The 18,027-nt window shown below is 70.8% G+C and carries 18 protein-coding genes; 5 read left to right on the plus strand and 13 right to left on the minus strand.

All coding sequences use genetic code 11. The features are described 5' to 3' along the window. Positions 1 to 95: 95 nt before the first annotated feature. From OG407_RS47475 to OG407_RS47495, 5 genes are all read right to left on the minus strand, one after another. Positions 96 to 1,970: a Xaa-Pro dipeptidyl-peptidase gene (locus OG407_RS47475; RefSeq protein WP_405867416.1), complete on the minus strand. Its 1,875-nt coding sequence runs from the start codon at positions 1,968 to 1,970 to the stop codon at positions 96 to 98. Positions 1,971 to 2,261: 291 nt separating this feature from the next. Beyond that, positions 2,262 to 2,813 (minus strand): YciI family protein, encoded by a 552-nt coding sequence (locus tag OG407_RS47480; protein WP_405867418.1) that lies wholly within the window; start codon positions 2,811 to 2,813, stop codon positions 2,262 to 2,264. Between the two features lie 84 nt (positions 2,814 to 2,897). Beyond that, positions 2,898 to 3,905, minus strand: a complete 1,008-nt coding sequence (locus OG407_RS47485; protein ID WP_405867420.1) for an alpha/beta fold hydrolase — start codon at positions 3,903 to 3,905, stop codon at positions 2,898 to 2,900. A gap of 50 nt (positions 3,906 to 3,955) precedes the next feature. Then, a complete protein-coding gene (locus tag OG407_RS47490) occupies positions 3,956 to 4,600 on the minus strand; it encodes a molybdopterin-dependent oxidoreductase (RefSeq protein WP_405867422.1) in 645 nt (214 codons plus the stop codon). A 147-nt stretch (positions 4,601 to 4,747) separates the two neighbouring features. Next, positions 4,748 to 5,167, minus strand: a complete 420-nt coding sequence (locus OG407_RS47495; protein WP_266775314.1) for a molybdopterin-binding protein — start codon at positions 5,165 to 5,167, stop codon at positions 4,748 to 4,750. Between the two features lie 328 nt (positions 5,168 to 5,495). Here OG407_RS47495 and OG407_RS47500 point away from each other — a divergent pair, with 328 nt between their 5' ends. The 3 genes from OG407_RS47500 to OG407_RS47510 are packed head-to-tail and all read left to right on the plus strand — an operon-like array spanning position 5,496 to position 8,400. Next, positions 5,496 to 6,824, plus strand: coding sequence for a methyltransferase domain-containing protein (locus OG407_RS47500; protein WP_405867424.1), 1,329 nt, complete (start codon positions 5,496 to 5,498; stop codon positions 6,822 to 6,824). A gap of 9 nt (positions 6,825 to 6,833) precedes the next feature. Then, positions 6,834 to 7,523 carry a M24 family metallopeptidase gene (locus OG407_RS47505; protein WP_328675166.1) on the plus strand — a complete coding sequence of 230 codons (690 nt, stop codon included), beginning with the start codon at positions 6,834 to 6,836 and terminating at the stop codon, positions 7,521 to 7,523. A 28-nt stretch (positions 7,524 to 7,551) separates the two neighbouring features. Continuing rightward, on the plus strand, positions 7,552 to 8,400 hold the full coding sequence (locus OG407_RS47510) for an MOSC domain-containing protein (RefSeq protein WP_405867426.1): 849 nt from the start codon (positions 7,552 to 7,554) through the stop codon (positions 8,398 to 8,400). A gap of 18 nt (positions 8,401 to 8,418) precedes the next feature. On the opposite strand, the gene OG407_RS47515 is transcribed toward OG407_RS47510, so the two are convergent. The 4 genes from OG407_RS47515 to OG407_RS47530 all read right to left on the minus strand — a co-directional run bounded on the left by OG407_RS47515 (position 8,419) and on the right by OG407_RS47530 (position 10,781). After that, positions 8,419 to 9,042 (minus strand): dihydrofolate reductase family protein, encoded by a 624-nt coding sequence (locus OG407_RS47515; protein WP_405867428.1) that lies wholly within the window; start codon positions 9,040 to 9,042, stop codon positions 8,419 to 8,421. 79 nt (positions 9,043 to 9,121) lie between these two features. Further along, complete coding sequence (locus OG407_RS47520; RefSeq protein WP_403589062.1) at positions 9,122 to 9,490, minus strand: roadblock/LC7 domain-containing protein; 369 nt, start codon at positions 9,488 to 9,490, stop codon at positions 9,122 to 9,124. Between the two features lie 86 nt (positions 9,491 to 9,576). Further along, positions 9,577 to 10,434, minus strand: coding sequence for a hypothetical protein (locus tag OG407_RS47525; RefSeq protein ID WP_405867430.1), 858 nt, complete (start codon positions 10,432 to 10,434; stop codon positions 9,577 to 9,579). After that, complete coding sequence (locus OG407_RS47530; RefSeq protein ID WP_405867432.1) at positions 10,431 to 10,781, minus strand: hypothetical protein; 351 nt, start codon at positions 10,779 to 10,781, stop codon at positions 10,431 to 10,433. Before OG407_RS47530 ends, OG407_RS47525 begins: the two co-directional genes overlap by 4 nt. 161 nt (positions 10,782 to 10,942) lie before the next feature. Here OG407_RS47530 and OG407_RS47535 point away from each other — a divergent pair, with 161 nt between their 5' ends. After that, complete coding sequence (locus OG407_RS47535) at positions 10,943 to 11,308, plus strand: hypothetical protein (RefSeq protein ID WP_403589059.1); 366 nt, start codon at positions 10,943 to 10,945, stop codon at positions 11,306 to 11,308. A 554-nt stretch (positions 11,309 to 11,862) separates the two neighbouring features. On the opposite strand, the gene OG407_RS47540 is transcribed toward OG407_RS47535, so the two are convergent. The 3 genes from OG407_RS47540 to OG407_RS47550 form a co-directional block, all read right to left on the minus strand. Then, the gene (locus OG407_RS47540; RefSeq protein WP_405867434.1) at positions 11,863 to 12,030 is read right to left on the minus strand and encodes a hypothetical protein; all 168 of its coding nucleotides are present in this window, start codon (positions 12,028 to 12,030) and stop codon (positions 11,863 to 11,865) included. Between the two features lie 108 nt (positions 12,031 to 12,138). Beyond that, the gene (locus OG407_RS47545; RefSeq protein ID WP_405867436.1) at positions 12,139 to 14,613 is read right to left on the minus strand and encodes a glycoside hydrolase family 2 TIM barrel-domain containing protein; all 2,475 of its coding nucleotides are present in this window, start codon (positions 14,611 to 14,613) and stop codon (positions 12,139 to 12,141) included. Between the two features lie 83 nt (positions 14,614 to 14,696). After that, positions 14,697 to 15,644, minus strand: a complete 948-nt coding sequence (locus OG407_RS47550; protein WP_405867438.1) for an alpha/beta hydrolase — start codon at positions 15,642 to 15,644, stop codon at positions 14,697 to 14,699. Positions 15,645 to 15,825: 181 nt separating this feature from the next. Here OG407_RS47550 and OG407_RS47555 point away from each other — a divergent pair, with 181 nt between their 5' ends. Next, positions 15,826 to 16,758 (plus strand): LacI family DNA-binding transcriptional regulator, encoded by a 933-nt coding sequence (locus OG407_RS47555; protein ID WP_405867440.1) that lies wholly within the window; start codon positions 15,826 to 15,828, stop codon positions 16,756 to 16,758. Positions 16,759 to 16,802: 44 nt separating this feature from the next. On the opposite strand, the gene OG407_RS47560 is transcribed toward OG407_RS47555, so the two are convergent. Beyond that, the gene (locus OG407_RS47560) at positions 16,803 to 17,984 is read right to left on the minus strand and encodes a CocE/NonD family hydrolase (RefSeq protein WP_405867442.1); all 1,182 of its coding nucleotides are present in this window, start codon (positions 17,982 to 17,984) and stop codon (positions 16,803 to 16,805) included. Positions 17,985 to 18,027 lie beyond the last annotated feature (43 nt).

Below are 18,027 nucleotides of genomic sequence, written 5' to 3' on the forward strand. Positions count from 1 at the left end.
CGGTGCCACGACCGGTTTCCTCTCTGCTGGGAGACGGCGCCTCCCAGCAGGCATTCCCGGGGTACCGGCCCTCGTCCAGCCCGCTGCTCCGACAACTACGCGGCGGGCAGGCCCGGTTGGCCGACGATCGGCAGGCGCAGGGACGTGTGCGCCAGATCGACCGTGATCGTCGGCCGGTCGGTCGCGCGGCTGGCGATGCCCCAGTCGGTGCCCGCGACGATCAGGGCCAGCCGGTGCCCCGCTGGGACGACGTGGTCGACGCTCGCGAGCGTGAGGGTGAGGGTGTACGGCTCGCCGGGCGTGAGCGGCTGGACCTTGTGCGCGTCGGCGGCGGTGCCGAGCGCGGCCCAGCCCCGGCTGAAGACGGTGCTCGTGACGTGCTCGGTCTTGGCCGCCGTTTTCTTGTAACAGCCGCTGTCCTGGGCCGAGTTCGCGCCCCAGCAGGACGTTCCGGAGACCGTGGAGATGCCCAGGCCGGCGGTGCCGTAGTCCCGGATGGTGGCCGGGCCGACATCGACGAGGACCGCCGACAGGTTCGCGGTCGCGGTCGTCGAGGTGGCGGTGAGGGTCACCTGCGAGGCGCCGGAGACGCGCAGTGGTTTCGTGAGGGGCTTGGTGACGAAGCCCGCCTTCTCGCCGGTCGGCTGGTCGATGTGCGCGGCCCAGTCGAGTTCCGACTTGTCCGTGGCGTCGGTGAAGGTCTCGGCCCCGCCGCTTCCGGGTTTCGTGCTGAGCGTGCCCACGCCCGCCTGCGCGCCCCGAACTGGGTTGAGGATGAGGGGAGTTGTGGACTTGGGCGGCCAGGCCGCGTCCGTGGTCCAGTGGTCCGGGGTCCGCTCGATGTCGGCCATCGGCGCGCGGTCGATCCCGTTGTCGTAGCCGAGGAGTTCATGGTCGAACCAGTGGTGCAGGGTGTCCACCCACTGCGTACGGCGGTAGTCGAAGGGGTCGACGTGCCCGGTCTGGGAGAGCCAGATCTTGCGCTCGACGCCGTTCGCGGCGAGGGCGTCCCACCACTGGCCGACGTTCTTGGTGCGGACGGTGAGGTCCTGTTGGCCGTGCACGAGGAAGACGCTCGCCGTCACCTTCTTCGCGTTCGTCACGTAGTCACGCTCGGCCCAAATCGGAGACCAGGCGCCGGACTTGACATTCGTGTCGCCGAGCGGCTTGTTCACGGCGGCACAGCGGGCGCCGGTGGCGTCGCTCTCGACCGTGCGGATCAGCGTGCCGGGGGTGGGCGCGTTGCCCATCAGCCCGGCTCCCTGGGAGAAGTAGGCGTCGTACCAGGAGGAGATGGAGCTGATCGGGACGATCGTCTTCAGGCCCTTCACGCCGGTCGCGGCGACGCCGTTGGCGATGCTGCCGTCCCAACTCTTGCCGATCATCCCGGTGTTGCCGTTGGTCCAGTCGGCCTTGGCGGGGGTGGTGCCGGTGTGCGTGGTGTAGGCGTGGGCCCGGCCGTTGAGCCAGTCGACGACCGTCTTCGTGGACTGGATGTCGATGGGCCCGCCGGCGTCCGTGCAGCCGTCGGAACGGCCGGTGCCGGGCAGGTCGACGGCGACGAACGCGTAGCCGCGCGGGACGAAGTAGTTGTCGTAGAAGAGCGGGAAGCCGACCGGGCGGCCCTTGGCGTCGTAGGTCTTCTTCTGGCTCTCGTTGCCGCGGCCGCAGCAGGAGTAGTACGGACTGGCCTCCATGATGACCGGTATCTTCCGTCCCTTCGCGGCGGGTTCGGCGGGACGCACGATGTCGACGGCCACCCGGTCGCTCTTCCCGTCACGGTCGTCGTCGCGCCCGGTGTCGACCCAGACGGTCTCCCGGACGGCCTTCTTGTACGAGTAGACCGGTCTGCTCTCCCCGGAGGGACCCGCCGATCTCGACGCCCCCGCCCCCGCCCCCGCCGCCGTCGAGGCCGCGCCGACCGCCTTCGAGATCGTGGGGTGCGTCGAGGAGGAACAGCCGACCAACAACAGGGCGGCGACCGCGGCCCCGACTAGGGTCGACAGGGCGAACTGCCCCCGGGGAGGGCGTTCGTGGGATGAGGTTGTAGAAAGGTTGGGGTGCACGTACGGGTAACGGGCCGGTCCTCGCGGGAGGTTGTCGTGATGAGGTCGGGAGTTTTCAAGTCGCCCTGTGCTGAAGGTTGCTGACGCGGCGTCAGTGATACGGGGGATTGTCGGACAGCAAGGCCACGGCGCTTGAGGCGTGGGTGGAACTGCGGGCGGCTGGTGGGCCTACCCGTCCTCGTGTGCCGTAGGCGCTCAGCTCGGGCGCCCGCCGAACTGCCAGTTGTGCACCTCGATGTCGGCATACCGGTCCCGGGTCAGCACGGCGCGTGCCGTCTCCGGGTCCGGTGCCCGGAGCAACGCCGCCGTGCCCAGCCAGGCGGAGCCGTCGTCGGACAACAGGGGCCCGTACGCGATCAGTTCGTCCCGGCCGGGCGGCACCGTGAGGTCGACCGCCTGCCCGGTGCCGAAGCCGAGTACCAGGTACCGGTTGCCGCCGGTCCGGCCGCCGGGGAAGTCCCACATGGTGCGCCCCAGGGTGTTGCGCCAGCGGCGCAGCAGTACGTCCCGGTAGACGCCGGCCTGGTAGTTGGGCTCGTCGAAGGCGAACGCGCGGGCCGCCGCCGGATCGGGCAGGTCGAGGATGTGCACGCTGCCGGTGGGGGTGTCGCCGTCGTCGGCGAGCGTCGGGCCCCGGGCGATCATCTCCTTCGCGTACTGATCCATATAGGACCAGTGCCGTTCCACCAGTTCGTCGCGCAGGGTGAGGGAAGCGGGCCGGTCGCGGTGGTAGCAGAGGAACTCCATGACCGGAGGATCTCCTTGTGGGGGTGACCGGGTCGAGCGGGTTTCCCCGCCCGACCTCGCGACCGGGCTACGTGGATCGGACGGTCACGAACCGTCTGTCCCTGTACCCGGCCCACCGTCGTTGGCTGCGCTCTCGCAGGTTGTCAGGAAGTCGATCAGCGCCGCGTTCACCTCGGCGGGGCGTTCCTGCTGGGTCCAGTGGCCGCAGCCGGGCAGTTCGATGGGGGCGCGTACCAGGCTGGGCATGAAGTTCGGGAGTTGGTCGATGACGTCGCGGGCGCCGGGGAACGCGGGGACGAGGTCGCGGTCGCCGAAGATGTAGAGGGCGGGCCGGGTGACGACGGCGTTGTTCCAGGGCGCGGTCAGGTCCCAGTTGCGGTCGAGGTTGCGGTACCAGTTCAGGGCGCCGGTGAAGCCCTTGGAGAAACTCTCGGTCAGCGCGTCGAGATCCTCCTCGGTGAGCCACTCCGGCAGCACCTCGGGATCCTCCATGGCCACGAGCCAGCCCTTCTCGGGGTCGACCAGCGGCTGCATGATCTCGCCGGAGGGAGAAGCCGAACCGGACGCGGAGTAGAGGAACTTGCGGAGCGTGGTGCGGGTGTCCCTCCCGAACTCGGCGTCGGCGACGCCCGGTTGGTTGAAGTAGTTCCAGTAGAAGCGGCCCTGGAAGATCTCCTGCATCATCGCCATCGGACGCTGCGTCCCCCGGTACGGCGGCGGCACGCTCAGCCCGGCCACCCCGAGGACCAGGTCCGGTCGCAGCAGTGCGGTGTGCCACGCGACCGGCGCACCCCAGTCGTGCCCGACGACGTACGCCTTCTCCTCGCCCAACTCCTGTATCAGGCCGACGACATCGCCGACCAGGTGGAAGATGGTGTACGCGTCGACCTCGTCCGGATGGTCACTGCTGCCGTATCCCCGCTGGTCGGGGGCGACCACATGGAACCCGGCGGCGGCGAGTGCGCCGATCTGGTGGTGCCAGGAGTGCCATGACTCCGGGAAGCCGTGCAGGAGTATCACCAAGGGGCCTTCGCCCTGCTCGGCGATGTGCAGGCGGATGCCGTTCACGTCGACAAAACGATGCGTAACCATGCGGACGAGGCTACGTGTCGTGCTGGTCGAGCCGCGTGGCGGGTTTCGGCCTATCGGCCGGGAGGCCGCGCCTCGTCGTCGTCCTGCTCCTGGTAGGAGTAGCGCTGCTCTTTCCACGGGTCGGCGATGTTGTGGTAGCCGCGCTCCTCCCAGAACCCGCGCCGGTCCTCGGTGAGGTACTCGATGGCGCGCAGCCACTTGGGGCTCTTGTAGCCGTACAGATGCGGCACCACCAGGCGCAGCGGGAAGCCGTGTTCGGCGGTGAGGGGCTCGCCGTTGTGGTGGGTGGCGAGCAGGGTCTGCGGGGCCGTGAAGTCGGCTAGGCGGAGGTTCGTGGAGTAGCCGTACTCCGCCCAGGCCATGACGTGCGTGACCTCCGGCGCGGGCGGGACCAGCTCTAGGACGGTGCCGGCAGGGATGCCGTACCACTCGTGGTCGGTGGAGGTCGGGCCGGATGCGCAGTGCAGATCGGCGACGACCGTCACATGCGGCAGCGGCGCCAGCTCGTCGAAGGTCCAGACGCGCTCGGCACCGTCGGCCGTGGCACCGTGGACGCGCAGGTTCCAGCGCTCGGGGCGGAAACGGGGGACGGGCCCGTAGTGCGAGACCGGCCAGCCGTGCACATGACGCTGGCCGGGCGGAACGGGACGGGACGCGTCGGCGGCCTCGGCCGTACCTTGTCGGTCGCTTGCCACGGGTGACGTCCCTTCTCCGCTGGTCGCCTCGTTACGGCTGCCTTCCCCGAGCAGCGTAGGCGCTCCCACGCGACCGGGCCGACGCCGGGTCCCGGTGCGCGCCCACGCGTCGCCCGTCACTCGAATGTCGGCTACGGCGGCCTCGCGTCAGACGGTCGCCAGGGAGACCTCGGTCGACTTGATCAGCGCGACGACCGGCGAACCGGTCCGCAGGCCCAGGTCGCCGACCGCGTCCTTCGTGATCGCAGCGGTCAGCTCGCCCCCGTCGACCGTGACCTTGACGACGGCCATCGCCCCGCCGGTGGCGACGTCGCTGACCGTGCCGGGCAGCTGGTTGCGGATGGACACCCCCTCCACCCGGCTGGTGGCGAGCGCGACCTCGGTGGACTTCATCATGGCGCGGACGGCCGTGCCCTCGGCGAGCCCCAGGTCCTTCACGGCCTCCAGCGTGATCGCCGCGGTGAGGTCCTGGCCGCCGTCGAGGCGCACCTTCACGGTCGCCATCACCGCGCCGGGCGTGACGGCCGTGACAGTGCCGGGAATCTGGTTGCGGATGCTCAGGCTCATGACGGAACGCCTCACAGAGAAGAGGAAAGGTCTGGATTGCCGGATTTCTTACCGACTGTGAGTCCACAAGCTAGCCGCTCCGGCCCCGCCCGTCACCGACCCCGTCGCATCCGCCACCTGGGAGTTTGCTTCCGCCTGGCAAATCCGAGGAACCCGCGAACAGTGACGCTCACCATCAGGATCCCGTCGTTCTGTCGGTGGTATTCGTGTGTGCCGAGGTGATGTGGGAAATCGGCTGGCAGATACGAGGAGAGCTGGGCCCGTGCCCTCGCATCCGCGTTTCGGTCCTGCCGTCGTCCGGGTACGGTCGTGCGGGAGGTGGTGGCCCGTGATCCAGATCGTGGAGCACGCACCGCAGGAAGGCCCGTACGCCATCGGCGCCGCGATCGAGGCGGCCGGGCTGCCGACGCGGGTCTGCCGGACCTGGGCGGGCGACCCGGTGCCGGACACGGCCGACGACCTGGTGGGCCTGGTGGTGATGGGCGGGGCGATGGCCGCCTACGGGGACTTCCCCAGCCGTGGCGCCGAACTCGCCCTGCTGCGCGCCGCGTTGGAGGCCGAGGTGCCCGTGCTGGGTGTGTGCCTCGGCGCCCAACTCCTGGCCGTCGCGGCGGGTGGGGTCGCCCGGCCCGGCAACGGCACGCAGGTCGGCTGGGCCGACGTACGGATGGCGGAGGCGGCACGCGGAGACGCGCTGTTCGCCGCCGTTCCCGAGCGGCTGCGGGTGCTGCACTGGCACGGCGACACGATGGACCTGCCGGCCGGGGCGACCCTGCTGGCCTCCTGCGACCGGTACCCGGTGCAGGCGTTCCGGATCGGCGGCTCGGCGTGGGGCATGCAGTTCCACCTGGAGGTGGACGAGGGTGCGGTCGGCGCCTTCGTCGACGCGTTCCCGGAGGAAGCGGCCACCGCTCCCGGAGTCGTGGAGAACGCGTCAGCCGAACTCGCCGTGCTGGCCCGTCACCGCGACGACGTGTTCCAGCGCTTCGCCGCCTTCGTCGCGGGGCGCGCCGGGCAGACGGCGACCCGGGCTTTCTTCACCCGGCGGGCGGCCACCTGGGAGGAACGGTTCGCGGACGACGGTCCCCGGTACGCGGCGGCCGTCGAGCGAATGGAACTCCGGCCCGGCCAGGGTGTGTTGGACCTGGGCTGCGGCACCGGCCGTGCGCTGCCCGCGCTGCGCGCTGCGGTCGGCGACGCGGGCCTCGTCGTAGGTATCGACCTCACACCCGCGATGCTCACCGCCGCGCTCCGGGAGGGCCGCGACAAGGACGGGTGCCTGCTCCTGGCCGACGCCTGCCGACTGCCCCTGCCGACCGGGGCAGCGGACGCGGTCTTCAGCGCGGGCCTGGTCAACCACGTGCCCGACCCGGCGACGGCCCTGCGCGAATGGGCCAGAGTCACCGCACCGGGCGGCACCCTGCTCCTGTTCCACCCCTCCGGCCGCGCCGAACGCGCCGCCCGTCACGGCCGCCCCCTCGACCCTGACGACCCCCTCGCCGAGGAACACCTCCGCCCCGCCCTGCGAACGGCCGGGTGGGAGCTGTCCCGTTACGAGGACGCCCCGCACCACTTCCTGGCCCGCGCGTCACGCATCGCCGGGTGCGGCGAGCCCGCCGTAGGGAATCACGTTGCCGAGAACGATCTAGCTGGCTAGGTTCGCCCCATGGCTGATGACGAACCCACGCGGGCCGCAGGTCTGCTCGATGCCCAGGCCAAGGCCGCGCTGCTCTTCTCGGAGGTCGAGGAGCGCGGGCTCGTGGCGCCCGGGGAGGGGGAGCGGGCCGTCAGCGACCGGGTTCGTGACCTCGCGAACGAGCTCTTCGGGACCACCCGGCACTGGCACAAGCGGATCGTGCGCTCGGGGCCGAACACGCTCGCGCCGTACAAGGAGAACCCGCCGGACCGGGTGATCGGCGCGGACGACATCGTGTTCGCCGACTTCGGTCCGATCTTCGAGGAGTACGAGGCCGACTTCGGGCGGACCTTCGTGCTGGGCGACGACCCGGTCAAGCACCGGCTGCGCGACGACCTCCCCAAGGTGTTCGCGGCCGGCCGGCGCTTCTTCGACAGCACCCCGGACATCACCGGCGCCCGCCTGCACACCGAGGTCGCCCGCCTTGCCGACAAGGCGGGTTGGGAACTGGGCGGCTGGCACGCCGGGCACCTGGTCGGCGAGTTCCCGCACGAGACGATCGAGGGCGCGCACGTCGAGTCGTACGTCACCCCCGAGAACGACACGCCCATGCGCCGTACGGACAAGGCCGGTCGTGCCTGTCACTGGATCCTGGAGATCCATCTCATCGACCGCGAACGGGGATTCGGCGGGTTCTACGAGGAACTCCTCACCCTCTGAAGGCAGTTGGGTCGGCAATAGTTGATCCATGGGGACTGTGGCGGCGCTGTACCGGTATCCGGTGAAGTCGATGTTGGGTGAGGCCGTGGTCACTGTCGCGGTCACGGAGAACGGGCTGTCCGGGGACCGGGTCTACGCCGTCCTCGACGGGACGGGCGCGGTGGGCAGCGCCAAACACCCCCGGAAGTGGGGCGAGTTGCTGCGCTGCCGGAGCCGACTCGACGACTCCGGTGTGGTCCGGGTCGTCCTGCCGGACGGCACCGCGCTACCGGTCCAAGACCCCGGCCTGGACGCGGAGTTGTCGAAGCTGCTGGGCCGGCAGGTGTCCGTCTCCGGCGTCGTACCGGAGCACAGCCGGCTGGAGCGCGCCGTTCCCGAGTACGAGGGCGGAGTCCCGGACGTCGTACGGGAGTCGGCGACGGTCGACGCGACGGGGGAGAGCATCACGACGGGCGGTGTCGCGCCGGGCACGTTCTTCGACTTCGGCCGGGTCCATCTCGTCACCACGGCCGCCCTGGACCGGATGCGCGGCGTGTATCCCGCCGGGGACTTCGACGCGCGCCGCTTCCGGCCGAACCTGGTCGTCAACACCCTTGGCGGGCCCGGCTTTCCGGAGGACGACTGGGTCGGGTCGCGTCTGCGCGTGGGGGAGGCGCTGTTCCGCGTCCTGGTCCCCACCCCTCGCTGCGTGATCCCCACCCTCGGCCACGACGAACTCCCGCCGGACCCGGGCCTCATGCGCGCGGTCGCCCGGGAGCACCGCATCCCGGTGTTCGACCTCGGCCGGCTGTCGTGCCTCGGCGTGTACCTGGACGTACTGGAGGCGGGGACGGTGCGCGTGGGCGACCCGATCGCGTTGGAGGAGGCGGCCGCGTGACACACCCCCCACGACGGGTCAGTCCTCGGTCGGGCCGAAGCGGTACTTCAGGTGCGTGGCGAGAGGAGTCTCGACCACTCTGACCGGCTCGACGCGCCGCGGTCCCGCGCCCGGGCCCTCGAAGAGCCGCAGGCCCGCGCCGAGGAGGGCGGGCACCACATGGAGTTGGAGTTCGTCGACGAGCCCCTCCGCGAGGTACTGCCGCACGGTGCTCGCACCGCCCGCGATGTCGACGTTCCGGTCACCGGCGACGGCCTTCGCCCGGTCGAGCGCGCTGTGGATGCCGTCGGTGACGAACGTGAAGGTGGTGCCGCCCTCCTTGACGAGGGTCGGCCGAGGGCGGTGGGTGAGGACGAAGACCGGGGTGCGGAAGGGCGGGTTGTCGCCCCAGAACTCCTCCCCGGTGTCGTACATCATCCGGCCCATCACCACCGCTCCGGTCGCGTCGAACCACTCCCGCATCAACTCGGAGTCGCGGTTCTCCTCCCCGCCGGTCATGCCCTGGCGCTCCCGCCAGCTCGCGAGGTTGTGGATCCACTCGAAGAGCGGCTCGGCGCCGTCGCCGCCCGGGTTGTCGACGGTCACGCCGGTGCCGGCGATGTAGCCGTCGAGGGAGATGGCCAGATCCGCGGTCACGGTCACGATGGTGCTCCTGAGTCGTGGAGGTACTGCTGCTTCCACCCTCACGTCGATCGGGAACCGGCGCATTCGACGTGGCCGGCTACACGTCCTCGTCCAGATGCCGGCGCAGTTTCGCCGCGACGGCCGGGATCTCGCGCCGGAACGCCGCCTCGTCCAGGCCGTCGTCCGCGACCACGGCGAGCAGTGCCCGCTCTCCTACGGCCGTCACGATCACGTGGCCCGTGCTGCAGCGCGCGCTGATCTCGCGGAGGTGGCCGGTGCCGCCCTGGTCGGCGAGGCGGTGGCCGAGTGCCAGGGTCGCCGCAGCCACCGCGGCCATGGACTCGGGGTGGGTTTTGGTCGTGTCGCTCGCCACGACGAGCCCGTCGCTGGTGGCCAGCGTGGTCTCGGTGACTCCCATCACGTTGTCCCGCAGGGCGATGAGGAGGTCGGTCACGGGGTCGCTCATGGCGTCTTCTTCCTGTTTGCGTGCAAGCGGTGGGAGAACGAGGCAGGAGGGGAGCCCGGTGGGGACGTGGCTACGGGACAGGTGGTTCAGTCGTGGGGTCGGCGGGTCGGCGCGGAGTTCCGGCCGGAGAGGCGACGCGGGAGCGAGGCGGAGTCGGGTGCGGAGGGCGGCGCCGCGGCCAAGGGGGTCACCGCGGAGGGCGTGACGCGTGCTGCCGTGCTCGGCCGGCCGTTCCCCGAGGGTGTGTGCGGTCGGACGAGGCCCCGGTCCAGCAGGTGTCGTAGGTCGATCATGACGGCGAAGAGACCCCGGCCGAGGGTGAAGGCGATGTCCCTCGCCGTCCGGCGGCCGTCCGCGGCGGACAGGACGGCTCGGAGCCGGGCCGGAAGTCTGTCGACGGGTTCCGGGAGGTGTGCGGTGGACGCCGGCTGGATACGGGTGCGGGCGAGAGCGGCGACCGAACCGGGCTCCCCGGCAAGGAGGTTGATCCGCCGGGACACCTCGCCGAGGAGTCGCTCGGGGGTGACGCCGGCGTTGCGGTACAGCGTCGGTACGGGGGCGGTGACTTCCCAGCTGTCGGGTACGGCGAGGGAGAGCGCGAAGGCGGCGTCGAAGAGCGCGCCGAGGCTGATGACCTCCAACTCACCGGCGCCCACGAGTCCCCGGGCCACGAGTTCGGCGGCGAGGTGCTCATGGGTGGTGTCGGAGGCGCGGACCGCCGACCACTCCTGCTCACCGATCCGGCCCGATCTGAGCAGCAGCCCCTCGATGCCCGGCGCGCCAGGGGTTTCCATGGCCACCACGAGTCCGTTCCGCACATGGATCGAGCCGCCCGGGGTGCCGGTCACGATCACGGTGCAGGAACGCTGTCGGGTCCGGAGCGCCGCCAACAGGGCGGGAACGTTGCGGGAGTCGGCGAGCGGTTCCTCGGTGCCTTCCGTCATGCCAGCAACTCGTCGGCGTACCGGTTCAGTTCGCGCAGCGCCCAGGTGAGGTTCGTGCGGTCGCGGTCGACGGTCGCGCACAGCAGCAAGGGGTCGCCCTGCCGCGGGAGTTGGATCGTCACGAGATGCCGGGTGGAGGTCGTCACGATGACGCTCTCCAACTCCCCTGTCGCGCCTGCCCGGACGAGGCGGGTGCGCGCCAATTCCGCTATTTCGCAGGAGTCCTGACTGGCACTCATATCACCCGACTCCGCATAGGAGAGGCCGGTGACGGCATCGAGTACCGCGGCTCCGCTGATGCCGGGCGTGCTCAGGGCGCGGCCCAGCGCGGCGTCGAGCGATGACAAAGGTCCCCCCTTCAGTCACTCCGGCGAGCAGACTACTTTGTTTGCCAACTATCGCAACTCTGACCAAAGATGGTGTTGTCTGTTACCCGCACGGTTCGCATTGAGACCGTTTTCGTGGCGAGATGCTGAATCTTGCCGGGGTGAGGGGAACGAGGCACCACGTGAACATTGAGGCGACACTCAAGGAAGCGATGACTATCGACGGGGCCCTGGGGGTGTCCCTGGTCGACTACGAGAGCGGCATGACGCTGGGGGCGTTGGGCGGCGGTCCGCATCTGGACCTGGAGGTCGCGGGGGCGGGCAACACCGAGGTCGTGCGGGCCAAGCAGCGCACGCTGAAGTCCATCAACGTGGACGACCGCATCGAGGACATCCTGATCACTCTCAGTCAGCAATACCACCTGATCAGGCCGCTGGCGAGCGCACGCGGTTCGCTCTTCCTGTATCTGGCGCTGGACCGTGAGCGCAGCAATCTGGCGCTGGCGAGGCATAACCTCAAGCGCCTTGAGGCCAGCCTGGAGGTATAAACACCCTGGGGCATATGACAATTGAGTAGTCGTCATGTCGGCCCGGTCTCGGTGGGGCAATATGCGCCGAGACCGGCCGGGTCCTGGAGGCGCCGCATTCCGGGACGTCGCCCGGGGGCTGAAGCGGCTTAATTGTCTAGTCCACTCATGTGCAGTCCACTATCGCGGTCCCGCTCCGGCGAGCCGTTTCCCGCATTCTCGGGAGGGCCGGCGGGAGAATCGCGGACAGGTCTGCGAGATCTCGGGCGCTCGCCTCTCCGATGACTGCGACATCCGTGTCCAGCACGGCAGTTGTGCAGGCCGGTACGTCCGGCCGGACCAGGGTTGCTGGATCACCCCGGCTCCGGGTGTCGAGCCCGTCTTCGCGCTCGCGTCGCGGGGGATCGAGGACGCAGCAGGAGCCGAACGTGCCGCGTGTGCGCCGGATCGGTACCGGGAATCCGCGCTCGGTCAACGGCCTGACCATCGGTCCCGAGGCCACGCCCGTCCTGCCCCGTCGCGCACCGGGTGAGACGGACGGTGGGCGCGGCACCTGGAGGAGGAGTTCCCGGATGTCAGGCTCCGGGAAGGTGGGAGCGTAGGGCCTGCTGCTGTCGTACGGGATGCCGCCCCGGACGGGCAGCCGGGTCAGCCGGGCCGTCCGCGGTACCCCGCAGCCGGACGAAGCTCTCCGAGCAGATCTGCTCCCAGGCGTCGGCGGACGCCGCATGCGCATCTTCCATGTCGGGGGAGCCTGTCAACGTTCCTTTTCCCGGCTATTTCGGGTGGCTTCTTCGGAGGTTGAGCGGCGGCACGGGGCGTCGCCCACCGCTCGACCAGCGGCTGTCCGCCTACTCGACCGTGACAACGACGTCGACCGGGGCGCACTCCGGTGCCGAGGCGGTCAGGTGGATCCTGCCGGGACCGGTCGGGCGCAGGACGGCGAGGACGCGGCCTTCGTAGGTACGGCGTTCGGTCGCGTCGAAGCGTTCCTCGGAGGCCGGATCGGCGCTGCCGAAGCCCAACAGGACGCCCGCGCCGGTGACTTCGAGGTGCACCGGGCGGTCGGCCGCGGTGTTCAGGGTGCCGTCCGGGTCCGTCAGGGTGAGGGTGACGTACGCGAGGTCTCCGCCGTTCGCCGTGATGACCGGGCGGTCGGACTCGGCCCGCAGACGCAGCGGGCCGGTCGCGGAGAGCAGGGTGGTACGGCCGGTCTCGACGCCGTCGCGGTAGGCGATCGCGAGGAGTTCACCGGGCTCGTACGACGTCTCGAACGCGGTACGGAAGCGGTGCTCCGGGCCCACCGGCTGTCGTCCCAACGAGCTTCCGTCGACGAGGAGTTCGGCCTCGTCCGCGTCGCCGTAGACCTCGATCGTGACCGGTTCGCCCTCGAAGCCGGGCCAGGTCCAGGTGGCGACGGTGTCGCTCCATGCCCAGGGCGACCCGGCGTAGGCCTTGCCGTGGTGTTCGGGGCGGCGGACCGCGACGTAGGGCTCGGTCCGCAGGCCGAAGACGATCTCGCGGTAGTAGGAGGCGGGGCGCCGGTGGCCGGTGATGTCGAGGTCGCCGCAGCCCGCCAGCAGGTAGGGGTAGGGCGCGGTGTGGACGGGGCGGGGTGTCTCGGGGGTGAGGTACTGGGGGCGGCCGATGCCGACCTCGCCGAGGTAGTCCCAGCCGGTCCAGGTGAAGTCGCCGATGACATGCCCGTGTTCCTCGACCAGCCGCCAGTTGCCGTCGATGCGGGTGGGGAAGGTCTCGGTGCCGACGATGATCCGGTTGGGGAACAACTCGCGGTCCATCGCGTAGCGGGCCTCCGCGTAGTTCATGCCGGCGACGTCGAGGACGGCGAACGACTCGGCCGTCTTCTCCGTCACGAGGCTGGAGGCGCTGATCGCGTTCATCATGTCGCCCGCGTCGGCCATGAGGGAGTTGATGCCCTTGCCCTCGGTCCCGGCCTCGTCGGCACCCGCTTCCGCGGCCTTCTTCTCCTGTGCCTGCTGGGCCGGTCTGCCCAGTTCGGACATGACGGAGAGCATGCCGTTGACGGCGTTGGTGACGTAGCGGGTGGAGTCCAGCGAGCGGACCTTCTCGGCGAGTCTGCGCCCCCATGCGGCGCCGGAGGGCGAGCCGGTCTCGGGGATCTCGTTGCCGATCGAGTACATGATCACGCTGGGATGGTTGAAGTCCTTGGCGACCATCGCCTCGACGTCGCGCTCCCACCATTCGGGGAAGTTCAGACTGTAGTCGAACTCGCTCTTGCCGGACGTCCACACGTCGAAGGTCTCGTCCATGACGAGCATGCCGAGCCGGTCGCACGTGTCCAGCATCGCCTTGCTCATGGGGTTGTGGGACATGCGGAGCGCGTTGAACCCGGCGTCCTTGAGGAGGTGGACCCGGCGCTCCTCGGCACGGGCGAAGGTCGCCGCGCCCAGCACCCCGTTGTCGTGATGGACGCAGGCACCGCGCAGCTTGACGGTCTCCCCGTTGATCCGCAGCCCGTGCACGGGGTCCAGGCGCAGCGAACGGATCCCGAAGGTGACGGTCTCGGTGTCCAGGTCCTTCAGGGTCACGGTGGCGGTGTAGAGGGCGGGCGCATCCGTGCCCCACAGCAACGGGTCGCGGACGTACAGGCGTTGGCGTACGGTCGCGGGCTCGCCCGGCAGCACCGTGACCTTCGAGACGTCGCTCGCCACGACGGTCCCGGCCCCGTCGCGGATCTCGGTGACGATGTCGACCGTACGGATCGCGATCGAGTCGTTCTCGACCTCCGTCGCGACCTCGACCACCGCGCGCTCCCCGTCGATGTCCGGGGTGGTGACACGAACCCCGTCGGGCGCGATCCGGACCAGTTCGCCGACGAGCAGCCACGTGTCGCGGTGGATCCCCGCGCCGGTGTACCAGCGCGAGTCGCGATGGGCGCGGGCCTCGACGCGGATCTCGTTGTCGCCGTCGTCGCCGTAGCGCAGGAAACGGTCGGCGTCGATGCGGAAGTGCGAGTAGCCGAAGGGCCGTTGGCCCGCGAAGTCCCCGTTGATGTGGACGACGGCGTCGCGGTAGACGCCCTCGAACTCGACGAGGATCCGCCGGCCCCGGTGTTCCTCGGGAACGGAGAAGGTCTTGCGGTACTCGTACGTTCCGCCCGGGAAATAGGCGCCCGCGCCGCCCTCCATCGTGACCTCGCCGGCGGGCGCCCTACGGTCCTGCTCGATCATCGCGTCGTGCGGCAGTGCCACCGGCCGGTAGGGGATCTTCGCGCCGGACAGTTCGGCGAAGGGGTTGACCTTGGGGCGGCTGTGCCAGCCGTCGTTGAAGGACGTGCGCATCATGGAGGTCTCCGTGAGGTGCGGGGTGTCTCGGACCGGCGGGATCCGGTGCTGTTCGGGGCCCTGTGGCCCTGTGCTGCTCGGGCCTACGCCTTGCCGGGGGCGGCCGGGGCCGGTCCGGTCAGCCGCGCGCCCAGCCAGGCACGGCCGCGGGCCAGTAGTCCGCGGGCGATGCGGGTGTCGGGGGCCCAGCCCTCGAAGCCGTGCGGAGCGCCGGGGACGAGGTCGAAGGCGCAGTCCACGCCCGCTTCGCGCAGCCGGCCGGCGTAGGCGCGGCACTCGTCGGTGAACAGGTCGATGTCGCCCACGCTGATCCAGGCCGGGGGCAGACCGCCGAGGTCGGCGCGCCGGGCGGCGACCGCGTAGGCGGGAGTTTCCGGGCCGCCGGGTGCCGCGCCGAGGTAGGCGCCCCAACCGGTCCGGTTCGTGGCGTTGTTCCACACCAGGTGCTGTGCGGGGTCGAGTTCGCGGCGCGCGGCGGTGCGGTCGTCGAGCATCGGGGCGAGCAGCCACTGCGCGACGGGCTGGGACCCGTTGGCGTCGTGCAGCCGCTGTGCCAGGCAGGCGGCCAGGCCCGCGCCGGCGCTGGAACCCCCGAGGGCGACACGCTCCGGGTCGATGCCGAGCTTCCCGGCCGACGCCCGCAACCACTGCCAGGCGGCGAAAACGTCGTCGAGTGCGGCCGGGAAGGGGTGCTCGGGGGCGAGGCGGTAGTCCGTCGAGACGACGACGATGTCGAGTTCGTGGGCCGTCGCGGAGCAGAGGGCGTCGTCCTGGGCGATGCCGCCGATGAGGTATCCGCCGCCGTGCACCCACAGCAGCGCCGCCCCCGAACCACCACCGGCAGGGGTGTACAGGCGGGTGCCCCGTCCCTCGTCGACATCCGTGATGACGACACCCGGGGCGCGCTTGCCGAGTCCGCCCCGGCGGACCAGGGCGCGCACGACGCGCCGCCCCACCTTCCCGCGGACCGGCAGTCGTGGCATCCGCCTGACGGCGCGGTGCAGCTCCGGGTCGACCAGGTCGAGCTTCATGGACACCTCTCCTCGAAGCCGGTCCGGTACCGGAGGCCGTACCAGACCGGTGGTAAATCGTATTACCGGTGGTGTGCGGTACGGTAACCAGCGCATCCCGCATCGCACAATCCCCAGACCGGACCACATCGGACAGACCGCACGCAGGGGCCCGTTGGCGGCTCCGTTCCGAGGAGCGAGAGTGAGCAGGTCCACGCGCGCGACAGCCAAGGACGTCGCCCGGGCCAGTGGTGTCTCACAGACCACGGTGAGCTTCGTCCTCAACGGGGCGGCCGGGCACGTCTCCGAGGAGACACGCGAACGAGTACGACAGGCCGCTCGCGACCTCGGGTACGTCCCCAACGGCTCGGCGCAGGCGCTGCGCAAAGGGGCGTCCCGCATCGTCCTGCTCAACATCGAGGGAGTCCCCACCGGCAGCAGCCTCGGCAGCTACATCAGGGGCCTCGACGCCGAACTCGCCGCACACCAGCACGTGTTGCTGGTGATGCACGGCCACCTCTCCTCGCAGGCACTGTCCGACGTGGCGCAGGCCGTCTCCGCGCGGGCCGTGATCGATCTCGGCGACGCGGGCAGCGTGGACGACATCGTCACCGACGCGGAGGCATCCTTCGACGCGTTCTCCGCGCAGGCCGACGTCCCGGTCCGTTACCTGGTCGACCGGGGTCACCGGCACATCGCCACCGCCATGCCGGACACTCCGGAACTCCAGGCCCTGGCCGGACTGCGAGGGCGGCTGATCCGGCAGGCCACCCGCGCCGCGGGCCTGGCCGACTGCCCGACCCTGGTCCTGCCCAGCAGCCTCGGCGCCGCCGAGGAGAGGCTGCGGACATTCCGTAGCGAACACCCGGACGTCACCGCCGTCCTCGCCTACAACGACGACCTGGCACTCGTCATGCTCGCCGCGATGCGGAACACGGGATTGCGGGCACCGGGGGACCTCGCCGTCATCGGGTTCGACGACACCCCGCACGGAGCACTCTTCTCACCTGCCCTGACCACCGTGCACCTCGACGCGGAGGCAATCGGCCGCATGGCCGCACGCAGCGCGCTGGGCCTGCCTGCGGCCGACACCACCCCCGAACCGGCCCGGGTGATCGTTCGGCAGTCCGCGTAGCCGACGGCCTCCACACCGGTGGGAGCGACGGGCCACCCCGCCGGCTACCGGATCGGCTGCCGCACCGGCAGGAGCACCGCGGAGGGGTGCCCGGGGTCGTGGAACACCTCCTGGTCCGCGGTGCGGAGGGTCGTCGCGGTCGCCCTGGGTTCGCCGGTGCCGGGATTGCGGTTGTAGCGCGGGAAGGCGCCGCTGGACACCTGGACGCGGACGCGGTGACCGCGTCGGAAGCGATACGCCGTGGGCCACAGCCGTACCCTCGCGCGGGAGGTCCGGTCGGCGCCGGTCAGGCTGACCAGTCCGTCGCACACGTTTGTCGAGCGGCCCTTGGCGTCCACGTCGCACAGGCGAACGAACACATCCACGTGGGGCAGGCCGGAGCGGAACCAGATCTCGGCGCTGACCTCGCCGATGACTTCAACATCTGTGTCCAGTAAGGCAGTTGTATAGGTCAGCGCGTCCGGCCGGGCTTCGAGTGCGGTGTTGTCGACGCGGCCCGGCCTGACGCCGAGGGCAAGACGCACACCGCCGACGGCCGGGGTCGGGTCCGCCGGGTCGTAGCGGTAGCCGTCCGGCGCGGACTCGCCTGCCGAGTCCGTGGACAGAGTGCCGCCCGGATGGAGGTGGAAGCGCCGCGGTGGGTAGCCGGGCGGGGGCCAGGAGGGGAAGTCGCGCCAGGTCTCCGCGCCCATGACGAACAGGCGGACCGGGGCGCGCTCGGGCGGCCGTTCGCCGCGGGCGTGGGCCAGCCCGAAATCGAGGGCCTCGGCGACTGTTGTGACGCCGACGCCTCGGGAGGTGTGCGCCCACGGGCGGCGGTACGGGCTCGGCTGCGGCCCCCGGAACCCGACAGCCGGCCCAGCACCTCGTCGAAGAGCAGAGGGACGGCGCCGCCGTGGACCGCTCCGTTCCCGCCCAGGAAGTACCGGCCGAAGCGGACCGTGCCGCGGACGCTGGAACGGTCGGCCTCGCGGACCAGGAAGGACGGCGCCATCGTCTGGCCACGGCCGGGCATGTCGTCCCGATGCCCGAAGACCTGCTCGCGCTCGGCAACGGCCGCGTCGGCGAGCCGCTCGGTCCAGGCGCCCAGGTCCTGCGACAGCGCGGCCACCGTGGCGGGGTCCAGTCGTGCCGCCGCGACATGGTCCAGGAAGGCGCGCAGGCGCGCGATCATCCCGCCGTACCCGTCTCCGTCCGCGCCGCCCGGTCCCGCCGCCCGGGTCCACGACTCGACCTGCGGGGTCGACACCGGCTCGGGCGCGCCCAGTC

This window comes from Streptomyces sp. NBC_01515 (genome assembly GCF_045040345.1).
In the GTDB taxonomy this organism is placed as follows: domain Bacteria; phylum Actinomycetota; class Actinomycetes; order Streptomycetales; family Streptomycetaceae; genus Streptomyces.

Coding starts and splice junctions, on each gene's coding strand:
- OG407_RS47480 (WP_405867418.1), bottom strand. CDS start 2,813: ATGGAGTTCCTCTGCTACCACCGCGACCGGCCCGCTTCCCTCACCCTG.
- OG407_RS47485 (WP_405867420.1), bottom strand. CDS start 3,905: ATGGTTACGCATCGTTTTGTCGACGTGAACGGCATCCGCCTGCACATC.
- OG407_RS47520 (WP_403589062.1), bottom strand. CDS start 9,490: ATGAGCGACCCCGTGACCGACCTCCTCATCGCCCTGCGGGACAACGTG.
- OG407_RS47510 (WP_405867426.1), top strand. CDS start 7,552: ATGGGGACTGTGGCGGCGCTGTACCGGTATCCGGTGAAGTCGATGTTG.
- OG407_RS47495 (WP_266775314.1), bottom strand. CDS start 5,167: ATGAGCCTGAGCATCCGCAACCAGATTCCCGGCACTGTCACGGCCGTC.
- OG407_RS47545 (WP_405867436.1), bottom strand. CDS start 14,613: ATGATGCGCACGTCCTTCAACGACGGCTGGCACAGCCGCCCCAAGGTC.
- OG407_RS47550 (WP_405867438.1), bottom strand. CDS start 15,644: ATGAAGCTCGACCTGGTCGACCCGGAGCTGCACCGCGCCGTCAGGCGG.
- OG407_RS47525 (WP_405867430.1), bottom strand. CDS start 10,434: ATGACGGAAGGCACCGAGGAACCGCTCGCCGACTCCCGCAACGTTCCC.
- OG407_RS47505 (WP_328675166.1), top strand. CDS start 6,834: ATGGCTGATGACGAACCCACGCGGGCCGCAGGTCTGCTCGATGCCCAG.
- OG407_RS47540 (WP_405867434.1), bottom strand. CDS start 12,030: ATGGAAGATGCGCATGCGGCGTCCGCCGACGCCTGGGAGCAGATCTGC.